The sequence below is a fragment of the Candidatus Saganbacteria bacterium genome (genome assembly GCA_016223245.1).
In the GTDB taxonomy this organism is placed as follows: domain Bacteria; phylum Margulisbacteria; class WOR-1; order XYC2-FULL-46-14; family XYC2-FULL-37-10; genus JACRPL01.
Genome location: JACRPL010000024.1, coordinates 1 through 13,342, shown reverse-complemented (window position 1 = coordinate 13,342; position 13,342 = coordinate 1). Strand labels below are relative to the sequence as shown.

At 42.8% G+C, this 13,342-nt stretch carries 15 protein-coding genes; 10 read left to right on the top strand and 5 right to left on the bottom strand.

The window, feature by feature from the left end:
• From HZC34_08640 to purH, 7 genes are all read left to right on the top strand, one after another.
• Positions 1-305, top strand: a 305-nt coding sequence (locus tag HZC34_08640) for a glycine--tRNA ligase subunit alpha (protein ID MBI5701889.1), incomplete at its 5' end; no start/stop codon positions are given.
• A 4-nt stretch (positions 306-309) separates the two neighbouring features.
• On the top strand, positions 310-2,376 hold the full coding sequence (locus HZC34_08635; GenBank protein MBI5701888.1) for a glycine--tRNA ligase subunit beta: 2,067 nt from the start codon (positions 310-312) through the stop codon (positions 2,374-2,376).
• 7 nt (positions 2,377-2,383) lie between these two features.
• Positions 2,384-3,601, top strand: coding sequence for a proline--tRNA ligase (gene proS, locus HZC34_08630; protein ID MBI5701887.1), 1,218 nt, complete (start codon positions 2,384-2,386; stop codon positions 3,599-3,601).
• Between the two features lie 41 nt (positions 3,602-3,642).
• Positions 3,643-5,049 (top strand): amidophosphoribosyltransferase, encoded by a 1,407-nt coding sequence (locus tag HZC34_08625; GenBank protein ID MBI5701886.1) that lies wholly within the window; start codon positions 3,643-3,645, stop codon positions 5,047-5,049.
• A complete protein-coding gene (locus HZC34_08620; protein MBI5701885.1) occupies positions 5,046-6,065 on the top strand; it encodes a phosphoribosylformylglycinamidine cyclo-ligase in 1,020 nt (339 codons plus the stop codon). Before HZC34_08625 ends, HZC34_08620 begins: the two co-directional genes overlap by 4 nt.
• A complete protein-coding gene (locus tag HZC34_08615; GenBank protein ID MBI5701884.1) occupies positions 6,065-6,670 on the top strand; it encodes a phosphoribosylglycinamide formyltransferase in 606 nt (201 codons plus the stop codon). The genes HZC34_08620 and HZC34_08615 overlap by 1 nt, the downstream gene beginning before the upstream one ends.
• A gap of 85 nt (positions 6,671-6,755) precedes the next feature.
• The gene (gene purH / locus HZC34_08610; protein MBI5701883.1) at positions 6,756-8,354 is read left to right on the top strand and encodes a bifunctional phosphoribosylaminoimidazolecarboxamide formyltransferase/IMP cyclohydrolase; all 1,599 of its coding nucleotides are present in this window, start codon (positions 6,756-6,758) and stop codon (positions 8,352-8,354) included.
• On the opposite strand, the gene HZC34_08605 is transcribed toward purH, so the two are convergent.
• Positions 8,351-8,944 carry a response regulator gene (locus tag HZC34_08605; protein ID MBI5701882.1) on the bottom strand — a complete coding sequence of 198 codons (594 nt, stop codon included), beginning with the start codon at positions 8,942-8,944 and terminating at the stop codon, positions 8,351-8,353. The genes purH and HZC34_08605 overlap by 4 nt on opposite strands.
• Before the next feature lie 156 nt (positions 8,945-9,100).
• On the opposite strand from HZC34_08605, the gene HZC34_08600 reads away from it, so the two are divergent.
• The 3 genes from HZC34_08600 to HZC34_08590 are packed head-to-tail and all read left to right on the top strand — an operon-like array spanning position 9,101 to position 10,412.
• On the top strand, positions 9,101-9,343 hold the full coding sequence (locus tag HZC34_08600; protein MBI5701881.1) for a transposase zinc-binding domain-containing protein: 243 nt from the start codon (positions 9,101-9,103) through the stop codon (positions 9,341-9,343).
• The gene (locus HZC34_08595) at positions 9,318-10,166 is read left to right on the top strand and encodes a transposase (GenBank protein ID MBI5701880.1); all 849 of its coding nucleotides are present in this window, start codon (positions 9,318-9,320) and stop codon (positions 10,164-10,166) included. Before HZC34_08600 ends, HZC34_08595 begins: the two co-directional genes overlap by 26 nt.
• A gap of 9 nt (positions 10,167-10,175) precedes the next feature.
• Complete coding sequence (locus tag HZC34_08590; protein ID MBI5701879.1) at positions 10,176-10,412, top strand: hypothetical protein; 237 nt, start codon at positions 10,176-10,178, stop codon at positions 10,410-10,412.
• Positions 10,413-10,482: 70 nt separating this feature from the next.
• Here the strand turns inward: HZC34_08590 and HZC34_08585 are convergent, their stop codons facing one another.
• The 4 genes from HZC34_08585 to rpmE are packed head-to-tail and all read right to left on the bottom strand — an operon-like array spanning position 10,483 to position 13,158.
• Entirely contained in the window at positions 10,483-11,037 is a 555-nt protein-coding gene (locus tag HZC34_08585) for a threonylcarbamoyl-AMP synthase (GenBank protein ID MBI5701878.1), read from the bottom strand.
• Positions 11,015-11,809, bottom strand: coding sequence for a peptide chain release factor N(5)-glutamine methyltransferase (gene prmC, locus HZC34_08580; protein ID MBI5701877.1), 795 nt, complete (start codon positions 11,807-11,809; stop codon positions 11,015-11,017). The genes HZC34_08585 and prmC overlap by 23 nt, the downstream gene beginning before the upstream one ends.
• On the bottom strand, positions 11,806-12,864 hold the full coding sequence (gene prfA / locus HZC34_08575; GenBank protein ID MBI5701876.1) for a peptide chain release factor 1: 1,059 nt from the start codon (positions 12,862-12,864) through the stop codon (positions 11,806-11,808). Before prfA ends, prmC begins: the two co-directional genes overlap by 4 nt.
• A 9-nt stretch (positions 12,865-12,873) precedes the next feature.
• Positions 12,874-13,158 carry a 50S ribosomal protein L31 gene (gene rpmE / locus HZC34_08570; GenBank protein MBI5701875.1) on the bottom strand — a complete coding sequence of 95 codons (285 nt, stop codon included), beginning with the start codon at positions 13,156-13,158 and terminating at the stop codon, positions 12,874-12,876.
• Positions 13,159-13,342 lie beyond the last annotated feature (184 nt).

Sequence of the window (13,342 nt, the reverse complement as noted above, 5' to 3'; positions counted from 1 at the left end):
CAGTTAAATACGGTGATATTTATTTAAGGCAGGAAAAAGAACACTCAAGATATAATTTCGAGGCCGCAAATATCGAAGCATTGGAAATAATGTTTGGCCTCTATGAAAAAGAAGCTTCCGAAATGCTTCGGCAAGGCCTAGTACTTCCGGCATATGACTATGTATTAAAATGTTCTCATACTTTTAATATCCTAGACGCTCGCGGCGCCATTTCCGTTACAGAACGCATGGGATATATCTTAAAGATCAGAAAACTGGCAAGACTGTGCGCGAAGATCTATTTGGGAGAGGGAAACAGAGGGTGAGGAAATGAAAAAGATATCATCGGCTATTTTAGAGATCGGTTGCGAGGAGATCCCAGCACGCTTTATGCCGGACATGATAGCCGACCTTCTAAAAAAAGCCACCGAAAAACTTATCTCATCAAGGTTAAAATATGAAAAGATCGAGACATTCGGGACTCCTCGGAGGCTTGTTCTTGTAATTGAAGGGCTAGCTCCAAAACAGGAAGACCTGCAAGAAGAGCTAAAGGGGCCGCCTGCGGAGATCGCTTTTGATAAAGAAGGCCGCCCGACGCAAGCCGTCATAGGTTTTGCAAAAAAGAACAACCTTGACCTCAAAAAGATAACGGTTAAAACCGAGAACGGAAGAAATTTTGTTCACGCGCAAGTCCTGAAAAAAGGACAGCTAACCGATAAGCTATTGGCCTCATTGTTTCCGGATATCATCAATTCATTGTATATGCCGATATTAATGCGATGGGGGGATCAAGATTATAAATTCATAAGGCCTATTCATTGGATACTTGCTCTTTATGGAACAAAGGTCATTAAGTTTGAGCTTGCTGGAATTAAATCTTCAAATATAACTTTTGGCCACAGATATTCAAAAGATCCCAAATCCCGGATCCCAGATCCCAACAAGGAAAAATATTTTAAAATTCTCCTAAGGAAGGGTGTTGTTGTGGATCAAGACAAGAGAAAAGAGATGATCCGTAACGCTGTCAAGAAAACAGCACCGTCCGCATTTATAGAAGAAGATCTCTTGAATGAAGTAACTTTCCTTGTTGAAAATCCAAGCGCGATATTATGCTCGTTCAAGCCGGAGTTCTTGGCGCTTCCAAAAGAAGTGCTTATTACCAGCATGAAGAAGAACCAGAAGTATTTTCCCGTACTCGATTATAAATCGAAGATCACGAACCAGTTCGTCGTGATCTGCGATAATTGCAGGTCCAAAAATATCCGTAGCGGCAACGAGCGCGTAATAAAAGCAAGGCTATCGGACGCCAAGTTCTTTTTTGACGAAGACAGTAAAATAAAATTAAGTTCAAGGGTTTCAGATCTTAAGAGAGTTCAATTCTTTGAAGGCCTCGGTGATATGGCCCAAAAGACCGAAAGATTAAAAAAATTATCCGAATATATCGCAAAGCTTTTGAGAGTCGATGAAAAGGGGCTGGCTGTAATCGAAAAAACAGCGAATCTTTTGAAAGCCGACCTATTGACTCAAATGGTTTTCGAATTTCCGGAACTTCAAGGAGTTATGGGCAGGGAATATTCGTTATTGTCGGGAGAAGACCGCGCGGTTGCAGACGGCATTTTTGAACATTATCTTCCAAGATTCGCGGGAGATATGCTTCCAAAGACAACAGCAGGGACTATCGTTTCTTTAGCCGACAAATTCGATACTTTGACCGGATGTTTTGGGCTTGGGAAGATCCCGACAGGCTCCGCCGATCCCTATGGATTGCGCAGAGCCGTTAACGGCATTATAAAGATCATTGTCGTTAACAAATTGGAACTTCAGTTGGATGAGGTTTTAAGCCGCGCATCTTTACTTTACGGCGATATCCTTAAAGCAGCCGATTTTGAAAAAGTTTATAAGCAATTGGTGGAATTCATAGCCGGAAGATTTAAAGCGATATTGCTTGATGAGGGGATCGCATATGACATTATTGACGCATCATTCGCAAATATTAACGATATTCTTTTTGTAGGCGATATCGCGAAAGTTCTACAGGAATTAAGATCGCAGGAATGGTTCGTAAAACTTATCAAGACGCAGGATCGAGTTTATAGGATATCGGCCTCGGCAACACGTGATCAAGTCCATGAGCATGATCTTGAGTACCAAGTTGAAAAGGACTTGTTCGATCTCTACTTAAAGGTCAATTGGGAAGTTGAAGAAAAGATAAACAAAGGCGATTATAAGGGGGCGGTACAAGAGCTTTTAAGGCTTGCCGATCCGGTCGAAAAGTTCTTCGAAAAAGCGCTTGTTATGCACCAGGATGAGCGAATAAAGTCCAACAGATTGGCGCTTTTACGCTCTATAAACTTGCTCTTCCTCAAGATTTGTGAGTTCCGCAAAATTGTGGTATAATTAGGTTATGAAGATGTCCAGGCTTCTTGCGCCAACGCTGCGCGAGGACCCGGGCGAGGCGGAAGTTGTATCCCATAAGCTGATGCTTCGAGCGGGGATGATAAGGAAAGTCGCAGCCGGAGTGTATACTTTTCTTCCCCTAGGTCTCAAGACCCTCCACAAAGTAATAAACATTGTCCGCGAAGAAATGAACAAGTCGGGAGCCCAGGAAGTTTTTATGCCAACCCTTCTTCCGGCCGAATATTGGCAGGAAACGGGACGCTGGGGAATATACGGCAAAGAGCTTTTCCGCGTAAAAGACCGCCATGAACGCGACTTCTGCTTGGGCCCAACACACGAAGAGATAATAACCGATCTTGCGCGCAATAATATCAAATCGTACAAACAGCTCCCAATAAATTTATATCAAATACAGACAAAATTCCGCGACGAAATAAGACCTCGATTCGGCCTCATGCGCGGCCGCGAATTTATGATGAAAGATTCCTATTCATTCCATGATTCCGAAGAGTCCCTTGATAAAGAATATAATAATATGCATGCTGTTTATTGCAGAATATTTGACAGGATGGGGCTCGTATATAAATTTATTGATGCCGATTCCGGAGTTATGGGCGGTTCATTTTCCCAGGAGTTTATGGTGCTGGCGGAATCTGGAGAGGAGCAAGTAGGGGACGCAAGGGGAATCGAAGTCGGGCATATTTTCAAACTTGGGACAAAATATTCGTCAAGTATGAACGCTATCTTTCTTGATGTGGACAACAAGGAACAGCCGCTTATTATGGGATGCTATGGAATAGGGGTCTCAAGGATTGTCGCTGCGGCTATAGAACAGAAAAATGACAAAGACGGGATCGTTTGGCCAATGGCTCTTGCTCCTTATTTAGTTGTGATAATTCCTGCGATAATCGAGGATGTAGAGCAGATGAAAGTTGCGGAAGAACTTTATGAAAGGGTCAAGGCCATGCCTACCGACAGGCAGGGTCAAGGGGCAGGGTTAAGCGACGAAGTTGTTCTTGACGATAGGCCAGGAAGAATAGGGCCAAAGCTCAAAGATGCCGATCTAATAGGGTTCCCGATCAAAGTTATTGTCGGCAAATCCCTAAAAGAAGGCAAGATCGAAATAAAACTTAGGAAAACCGGCGAAACAACGCTTGTTGAAGTTGCTAAAGTTCCAGAATATTTAAGAAATATTATTACACCTGCGGCTGAACGCCGCGGTTAAGTTATTGGAGGAATAAATTGTCTAGCTGCGATACTTGTGTGATACGCTGTGATAAACCAGAGGAAGCTTGCGGCGTATTCGGTATATATTCGTATAACGGCGATCACCTAGGGAAAATGACCTATTATGGGCTTTTTGCATTGCAGCACCGTGGGCAAGAATCCGCTGGGATCGCGGTCTCCGATGGTGAAAAGATAGATCATTATAAAGGCATGGGCCTTGTTAATGTCGTTTTCAATGAAGATATCCTAAAAAAGTTAACTGGCCATATCGCTTGCGGACATGTCAGGTATTCAACGACAGGTGGCAGTACCATAGCTAATGCCCAGCCTTTTGTCCTTGATACGAAGTTCGGGCAGATCGCTGTAAGCCATAACGGGAATTTATTAAATACCGCCGATCTTAAAGCCGGCCTCGAAGAAAAAGGATTCAAATTCGTAGGCACATCCGACACCGAAGTCATTGCCGCGCTCATCGCAACCTCCGATGAAAATAATTTTGATGCCGCATTGGTCTCAACTTTAAAGAGGGTCCACGGCGCGTTCTCTTTGGTCATTATGACAAAAGACAAATTGATCGGTGTTAAAGATCCAAATGGAATTCGCCCACTTTGTGTAGGAAAACTCGATAACGCGTATGTCCTTTCATCCGAAACCTGCGCGCTTGATATCGTAGGTGCAACTTTTGTAAGAGAGGTATCAAATGGCGAGATAGTCATATTCGATAAAGACGGCATGCAGTCGAAAACTTATTCGCACCATAAAAAAGCAGCATTGTGCATATTCGAGTTTATATATTTCGCGAGGCCCGATTCCATGATAATGGGGCGAAGCGTTTACGACGCGCGCGTCAGCATGGGCAAATACTTGGCAAAAGAAAATCCCGCGCCATATACCGAGTTTATAAGCGGCATACCGGATTCTGGCATTCCCGCGGCGATTGGATTTGCGATCGAGAGCAGGATACCGTTCGGCGATTCGCTTATTAAGAATAGGTATATTGGGCGTACTTTCATCCAGCCAAGCCAAGAGATCCGTGAGATGGGAGTTAAGATCAAGCTTAATCCATTGAGGGAAGCCGTACGCAATAAAAAATTCGTCGTCATTGACGATTCCATTGTCCGAGGGACAACCTCGAGGCAAATTGTTAAAATATTAAGGGAAGCCGGAGCGCGTGAAGTCCACTTTAGGGTTTCGTCGCCTCCGATAACGAGCTCCTGTTTTTACGGCATCGATACTCCGAGCAAATCGGAATTGATCGCCGCTAATCTTTCGATAGAGGGAATTAGAAAATATTTAGATGTGGATTCTTTAGGATATTTGAGCATCGATAGCTTGGCAAAAGCCGTAAATCTTCCGCAAAAGAACCTGTGCATGGCATGTTTGTGCGGGGATTATCCGGTCGAGATACCGGAAAAAATGGAAAATCTAGGATTGTTCTTTAAATGACCTCACCAACCTATAAAAATTCTGGAGTAAATATCGAATCCGGATACGAGGTAATGAACCGCGCAAAGAAAGCCGCTCGACTAACGAGGATACCAGGCGTCATTGGAGACATCGGTCTTTTTGGCGGATGTTTCCAGATAAACAAAAATCAAGTATTGGTTTCAGGAACCGATGGCGTAGGGACTAAACTCAAACTCGCATTCGATATGGGACGGCATGACACAGTTGGGATCGACCTTGTTGCTATGAATGCCGATGATGTTGTCACATGCGGGGCAAAACCCCTCTTCTTTTTAGATTATATTGGATGCCACAAAGTTGATCCGAAGATCTTAGGCGAAGTTCTTTTAGGGATTGCAGAAGGGTGTAAGCAAGCCGGTTGTGCATTGATAGGCGGGGAAACTGCCGAGCTTTCCGATATGTATAAAGCAGGGGAATATGATCTGGCAGGGTTTGCGGTCGGCGTTGTCGATAAGAAAAATCTGATCGATGGATCCAAAGTTAAAGAAGGCGACGTTATTTTAGGTCTTGGGTCATCGGGCCTTCACAGCAACGGTTTTACTCTTGCTCGAAATATAGTATTTAATATCGCAAAACTGAAAGTCAATTCAAAAGTCGAAGGGCTTTCCAGATCAATTGGTGAAGAATTGTTGACCCCAACAAGAATTTACGCAAGATCATTATTGAAACTGCTGGATAAAGTAAAAGTAAGAGCTATTGCCCATATTACGGGCGGCGGACTTCCCGAAAATGTCGCACGGGTTGTTCCAAAAGGTCTAAGTGCGCAAATTGAACGAAGCTCTTGGAAGCCGAATCCTATATTTAAAGTATTACAAAAACTAGGAGATGTATCGGACAACGAAATGCTTAAGGCTTTTAATATGGGGATCGGGATGATAGTGGTTGTCGCCAAAAAAGACGCGAAAAAAGCATCGATCATCCTTTCAAAATCCGGCGAGAAAGTATTTGTCATAGGCCGGATAAAGAATGGAAAGGATAAGGTTGAAATATTGTGATGAATCTCGGTGTATTGGTATCTGGCAATGGTTCCAATCTTCAAGCGATAATTGATTCAAAAGTCGCCTCCGTCAAAGTTGTGATCTCCGATAAAAAATCAGCCTATGCGCTCGAGCGCGCAAAAAAAGCCGGCATCGAAGCTGTGTTCATAAATCCTAAAGATTTCGCCGAAAAAAATACCTATGAACTCGAGGTTGTAAAAGTATTAAAGAAACACAATGTCGATCTTGTTTGTCTTGCAGGCTATATGAAAATAGTAGGCGAGGCCCTTCTTTCGAATTATCAGGGCAAAATGATTAATATCCATCCGGCTCTATTGCCGTCATTTCCCGGACTTCATGGCCAAAAACAAGCATTCGACCATGGAGTAAAAGTATCGGGCGCTACTGTCCATTTTGTCGATTCAGGATGCGACACAGGACCTATTATTCTGCAGGCAGCTGTCCCAGTATTAGATAACGATACTGAAGAAACATTATCTGCTAGAATACTCTCACTAGAACACAAAATTTATCCTCAAGCGATAAAATTGTATGCTGAGGGGAGATTAAAAATTGAGGGCCGAAAGGTACATATAGAACCTGCGGCTGAACGCCGCGGTTAAGGAAAAAAGAGAAACCGCGAGCCGTGCCTGCCGGCAGGCAGGGTTTACTCGCAGGTTTCGACGAAAAAAAAGAAAGGAAAGTATCATGAAAAAGAAAAATAGAAAGCAGAACACAGAACACAGAGCACAGAAACAGGGGAAACCTTTAGCTTTATTAAGTGTATGGGACAAGAAAGGGCTTGTTGTATTTGCAAAAGGGCTAATCAAGAACGGCTATGAGATCGTTTCATCTGGTGGCACAGCAAAATTTCTTAAGAAAGCCGGTATAAAAGTTACAGAAGTTTCAAGTTTCACAAAATATCCCGCAATGCTTTCTGGCCGCGTTAAGACTTTGCATCCATTGGTCCATGGCGGCATATTGGCCAACAGATCGATTCCCGAACACTTAGCCGACATGAAAAAATACGGGATCAGGCCTATTGATGTAGTCGCCTGTAATTTATATCCATTTGAAGCGACGATCGCAAAGCCAAAAAGCACATTGTCTGATGCGATCGAAAATATAGATATTGGCGGTCCAAGCATGGTCCGCGCTGCGGCCAAGAACTTCAAAGATGTTGCGGTTGTCGTTGATCCAAAAGATTATCCCCATATCCTAAAAGAATTAAAGGCAAATGAAGGGAAAACAACTTTAGGGACAAGACAGAATCTGGCATTAAAGGCTTTCAATCACACAAGACTATATGATATCGCTATTTGTAAATATCTTGGCGAGAAGTTTGTTGGAGGAGAAGAGTTCCAGGAAAGCTTTGTCATTAACCTTGAAAAGATGCAGGACTTGCGGTATGGAGAGAACCCGCACCAAAAAGCCGCTTTCTACAAGGAACCATCGGGTAATTTTAAAGGCGCAATTGTTAACGCTAAACAACTTCACGGCAAAGAACTTTCATTCAATAATATTGTCGATCTTGATTCGGCATGGACGCTTGTCAATTATTTCGCCGATTGCGCGGTCGCGATCATCAAACATAACAATCCATGCGGGGTCGCAAAAGGAAAAACTGCAGCGGAAGCTTATAAGAAAGCATATGAATGCGATACGGTTTCGGCTTTCGGCAGTATTATCGCCTGCAATAGGGAAGTCGATATGGCTTTTGTCAATGCCCTGGGGACTCTTTTTGCGGAAGCTATCATTGCTCCAAGTTTCGACTCCGATGCATTAGAGAAGCTCCGCGAGAAAAAAAATCTGCGCATTATGGAATGCCCATTGATGGGTGCGCGATATGGGGCCCTTGATTATAAGAGAGTCACTGGCGGTGTTCTTATCCAAGATATGGATCTGGCACAACTTGGAATAAACGAAATAAAGACCGCGACAAAGAAAGAGCCGACGATCGGGCAAATGGAAGATCTTTTCTTTGCATGGGGTGTTGCAAAGCACGTTAAATCAAATACGATCGTTTTTGTAAAAGATGGCGCGACTGTGGGAATTGGCGCTGGTCAAATGAGCAGGATCGATGCTACAGAGATCGCCCATAAAAAAGCGAATGGACGAGACAAAGGCGCTGTTATGGCGTCTGATGCTTTCTTTCCGTTCAAGGACAATGTAGACCTTGCCGCCAAAATAGGGATCACCGCAATTATTCAGCCGGGCGGCAGCATGCGCGACCAAGAATCAATTGATGCCGCCAATGAGAATGGGATAGCTATGGTATTTACCGGACGCAGGCACTTTAGGCATTAATTAAATAAATTGAGGATATCTTTAATGTTAAATGGTTTTTCAAGTACCAGGTCTGCTCCCGCGGCATAAAATGGTTCGGTGTTTTCATGCGGCTGGCCTGTTAAGCCAACAATTATGCCCCTAGATCCTTGTTCTCTAATAGCTCTAACAATTTGTTCTCCGGTAAGCCCCGGCATATTAAAATCCGTGAATAATATATCAACATTTTGAGCCACTAATACCTCGGGAACTTTTAATATCTCGGCACGTCTTTCAATGTCGGATAATTCTGAAATGTTAGTTGATAATATAAGCGTATTTCCATCTTCAACCATTGGGATCTCTCCCGTGAACAAAGCTTCCTGAATATTTGCTCCAAGAGATAAGAGATTTCTTCTAAGGCTTCTGGTAAGAAGCCACGCGATCATTGCTTCATCATCAACAATAGCGATCTTTCTTATTTCCTGCGGCCTATCTTGAGCTAAAATTGCAGGCCTTGTTCCTCTTAATGCGTTTATATGTGCTAAATTAAGCCTCAATATTCTTGGAGGAAGGCTTCCTCCACTTGAAACGGGAGTAACTGCACCCGAAGCTTTGATTTCTATTGTCATAATATGAACATATGCTCGTGGGGCCCCCGACACTGAACGTGTCGGTTCCCACTCGCGCCCGCCTTCGGCGGATCCTATGCCCTCCCGATTTATTATCCTCATCTTAAAAAGAAAATTTCACTTGAACATAAACTATTTTTTTGTCGATAGATAAATATGGCGATAACTCTCAAGGAAATATTCAGGAATGAGTGGGACAGTTTTGTAAGGGAAAGCGGGTCAAGAGAAGCGAAACGTCCTGCGGTGAGAAAAAATGTATGGAAACTCATTAACTGCAGGACATTGAAGATGGGCATACAGACATACGCGTGCGAAGATTGCGGACATGCGAGGTTTGTCGCTAATACCTGCAAAAGCAGATTTTGTCCTTCCTGTGGGTACAAAGCCAATCTCAATTGACAGAGCCATATCAAGAAGCATCCAGCAGTTTAATCGGAGGTCGGATATTATTGGGGGCGAGTTAGGGGTTCTGCATACTTTTGGTTCTGATAGGAAATTTCATCCTCATTTCCACGTTTTGAGGACACAGGGAGGGATCAACAAAAGCACGCTTAAATGGGAAGATGTCTCGTATATTCCAGAAGCATATTTAAAAGGGGCATGGAAGAGTAAATTCTTGAATCTTTTGCGCAAAGCATATCGGGAAGGGACGCTTTGGTATTGGGGAAACAAACAGGAATTCTACGCATTGCTCAACAATTTATATCACAAAGACTGGCATGTTTACATAAGATGCGAGCCCGTGGAAGACAGCATATCAATCAGTTATATTGGCCGTTATGTCAAGAGGGCTCCTTTTTCACAAAGATTGATTGTTGGCTACAAGAAAAGTGAATATGTTAAGCTGCAGTGGAAAACGAAAGCCACATTATCTTCATGGCAGGCTTATGCTGTCCCTGTTTTTGAGTTTATGGAAAGTTTGATCATCCATATTCCAAACCGCTATGATCATTTTGTGTATTATTCAGGCTTATTTGCTCCTGTCCAGAAGAAAAGATTGTATCAGAAGGCTATGGAGCATTTTAAAAAAGAAATTAAAGATGCCAAGGTTTTTACATGGTCCACATTAAAAAAGCTTAATTGGAATGATGACCCCTTAAAATGTCCAAGTTGCGGAGGGAAAATGATTTTTGTCAGAGCTATCCATTTTCTTGATCCGGAAACAATGCTTTATGAGGTCAAAAACTATCAACTGGTTGTCAAAGGATTGGACTCAAGCTAAAATTGCGTCATGGGTGAAATGAAAAAGTGCGCTATATACATTTGTGACAATTGCAAATTTGAAGAACAACTGCCAATAGAAGACCTGCACAAAAACCACAAGTTCAAAGAAGATGATCTGTCCTCTTACCCTAAATTTGAATGCCATGGCTGCCATAGATTCATGATCACAGCTAAAAAGTTTGAAAATCTGCCTGCCGAATGGTTTCCTGACATCACCCCTGAAGAATATTACAAGGATTTCTAGCTAAAAACCGCCCTTCATTTTCTTAGTGGCGATTCTCGATAAATAATTGATGGAATTTCACTTTTGAAATTTAATTTTTAATTTTAATTTTTCCATGTCGGAGAACTGTTGGGGGTTTTGACGTCGCATCAATTACAGTTGAAGCCAATTTAAATTTGCACTTGCCGCCGTCCAATAATAGGTCTGCTTCTATTTTAACTTCCGATGCCGAAGTCGGGGCAGGGCAACCGGAAACATTCGCGGATGTAGCAAACATAGGCCCGCAATCCTGTAATATTTTAAGTAATTCAACATGGTATGGCATTCGAACGCCGATCGTGCCTCCTCCTTTCTTCTTTAAAACGAGGGTAAGAGGTCCTGGCCAATATTCGGCCATTAGGTCTTTTGCATATGCTGGAATACTAACTGCTAAATCTTTTAATTGTTTTAGATCTGAAATTAATACCTGAAGTTGTTTATCTTTTGGTCTATTTTTTATTTCAAATATGCGTTTTATGCCTTTTTTGGACTTTATCGAAGTTCCGATTCCGTATACGGTTTCCGTCGGAAATATTATGACCCCGCCGGCTTGAATTATTTCTTTCGCTTTTTTAACGGATGATTTATTGATTTTGAGCTTTTGCAATCCTATCTATCCCCGCGTAATCTTTAATTATCCGGATATTCTTGTAACCCGCGTCTTCCAATAGTTTTTTCACTTGTTCGGATTGTCCACAACCGAGTTCCAAAAAAAGATAACCATTAGGCTTTAAATAATCTTTTGATCCTTTGATAATATCCCTTATTATGTTTAGCCCGTCAATGCCGCCATCCAAAGCAAGTCTAGGCTCATGATCGCGGACATTAGGCTCAAGCTCCTCAATATCTCCGGACGGAATATATGGAGGATTTGAAATTATCGCGTCAAATCTTTTGGGTTTGATAGACTCAAAAAGATCGCTATGCGCGTGTTTGATCCTATGGGAAACATTGTGGTGGTCGGAGTTTTTCTTAGATATTGCAAGAGATTCCTTTGAAATATCGATCGCGGTTATGGCTGCGTTCTCCAGATATTTTGCCAGGCAGACAGCGATCGCTCCCGATCCCGTCCCGATATCCAAAATCGATTGGTTTTTATTGTGTCCCGGCATTAACGTATCGAGGCATATTTCGACTAATAGTTCCGTTTCAGGGCGAGGGATCAATACAGACTTATCGACAAAGAAATTGAACCCGTAAAAAGGCTGTATTCCTGTGATATAGGCTAGGGGTTCGTTTTTATCGATGCGATTTTTAAATTCTTTATATCTTGGATCGTCTTTCTTTAAAAGTTCAGGATGCGAAATAAGCTCGGCCTTATCGATACCCAGAGCCTCGCAAATAATTATCTCTTCTTCGTTTTGTGTTAGATCGTTCATTTTGCCTGAAGTTTTGCTATGCGGTCGGCGGTTTGGAGCGCGTCGACAAATTCATCGAGGTTTCCGTCCAAGACATTATCAAGCTGGTACACGGTAAATCCGATGCGATGGTCAGTTATGCGGCCTTGAGGGAAATTATAAGTTCTTATCTTTTCCGATCGGTCACCGGTTCCAACCATTATTTTTCTTGTTGCTTCGCGGTCTTTGCGTTGTTTTTCCAATTCGACTTCATATAGGCGCGAACGAAGCAGTTTCATTGCTTTAACACGGTTCTGTAATTGAGATCTCTCTTCTCTGCATTCAACGACCGTATTTGTTGGGATATGTGTGATTCGAACGGCGGAAGATACTTTGTTGACGTTCTGTCCGCCGGCGCCGCCAGCCCTGAACGCTTCGAACTTAAGGTCTTTTTCATCAAGTTGTATCTCAAAATCTTCAACCTCTGGAAGCACTGCAACGGTCGCGGCCGATGTATGGATGCGTCCGCTGGTTTCTGTTTTCGGCACCCGCTGTACCCTATGCGTTCCGCTTTCATATTTGAATTTGCTGTATGCTCCGCGGCCAATGACCGAGAAAATAGCTTCCTTGTATCCGCCAAGGCCGGTCGGGTTTGAATCGATCACTTCTGTTTTCCAGCCCTTTTTTTCGGCGTACCGCAGGTACATCCGAAGAAGATCTCCCGCAAAAAGCGCGGCTTCATCTCCTCCTGTCCCGCCCCGGATCTCAACGATGATGTTCTTTTCGTCTAGAGGGTCGGTTGGGACAAGTAAAAACTCGAGAGCTTCTTTTAGCTTTTGTTTTTTTTCTTCAAGGTTTCGAAGCTCGGTGTTTGCTAGTTCGGACATTTCGGGATCCGGGAGCATGGTCTTTGTCTCTTCGATATGTTTATCAATGTCTTTATATTTGCGATAGGCTTTAACGATCGGGTCGATCTCCGATAATTCTTTCCCTAATTGCTGGAAGAGCTTTTGGCTCCCTATTATTTCTTTTTTTGATAAAGCGGATAATATCTCTTCGTATCTTTCTTCTATTTTAGAAAGTTTGTCGATAAACATTGGGGGATGTTACTTTTTCGCTGTGGATTTTTTTGCGGCGGCTTTGGACCTTGCTTTTGCAACGCGTTTTTTTTGCGGAGCTTTTTTAACGACTTTGACGCCGGCATATTTCTTGGTGAACTTCTGGACGCGGCCTTCAGTATCAAGGAGCTTCTGCTTTCCCGTGAAAAGTGGGTGGCAGGCAGAGCAGATGTCGACGCGGATATTCTCTTTTGTTGAGCCTATTTCGTATTCGGCGCCGCAAGCGCAGCTCGCTTTAGTCTTGAAGTATTTCGGGTGGATTCCCTCTTTCATAACTTGAATATTATAGCAAAATAATTATGGAATTGCAACTATTCGAATCAAATCATCTAAAATCTAACCATAAGGCCTTTCGTTAAATCATCAAAAACCTAACCCAAATTCCAATGAAAAGGTCATGGGAAGAACAGGGTTTAAGGCTACGCGATCTGGTTAAACGAGAAAGAGTAAAAATCAT

Bases quoted from the DNA above. Each gene is read 5' to 3' on its own strand.
- HZC34_08635 (MBI5701888.1), top strand. From the start codon at position 310: ATGAAAAAGATATCATCGGCTATTTTAGAGATCGGTTGCGAGGAGATC.
- proS (MBI5701887.1), top strand. From the start codon at position 2,384: ATGAAGATGTCCAGGCTTCTTGCGCCAACGCTGCGCGAGGACCCGGGC.
- HZC34_08620 (MBI5701885.1), top strand. From the start codon at position 5,046: ATGACCTCACCAACCTATAAAAATTCTGGAGTAAATATCGAATCCGGA.
- HZC34_08615 (MBI5701884.1), top strand. From the start codon at position 6,065: ATGAATCTCGGTGTATTGGTATCTGGCAATGGTTCCAATCTTCAAGCG.
- purH (MBI5701883.1), top strand. From the start codon at position 6,756: ATGAAAAAGAAAAATAGAAAGCAGAACACAGAACACAGAGCACAGAAA.
- HZC34_08605 (MBI5701882.1), bottom strand. From the start codon at position 8,944: ATGACAATAGAAATCAAAGCTTCGGGTGCAGTTACTCCCGTTTCAAGT.
- HZC34_08600 (MBI5701881.1), top strand. From the start codon at position 9,101: ATGGCGATAACTCTCAAGGAAATATTCAGGAATGAGTGGGACAGTTTT.
- HZC34_08590 (MBI5701879.1), top strand. From the start codon at position 10,176: ATGGGTGAAATGAAAAAGTGCGCTATATACATTTGTGACAATTGCAAA.
- prmC (MBI5701877.1), bottom strand. From the start codon at position 11,809: ATGAACGATCTAACACAAAACGAAGAAGAGATAATTATTTGCGAGGCT.
- prfA (MBI5701876.1), bottom strand. From the start codon at position 12,864: ATGTTTATCGACAAACTTTCTAAAATAGAAGAAAGATACGAAGAGATA.
- rpmE (MBI5701875.1), bottom strand. From the start codon at position 13,158: ATGAAAGAGGGAATCCACCCGAAATACTTCAAGACTAAAGCGAGCTGC.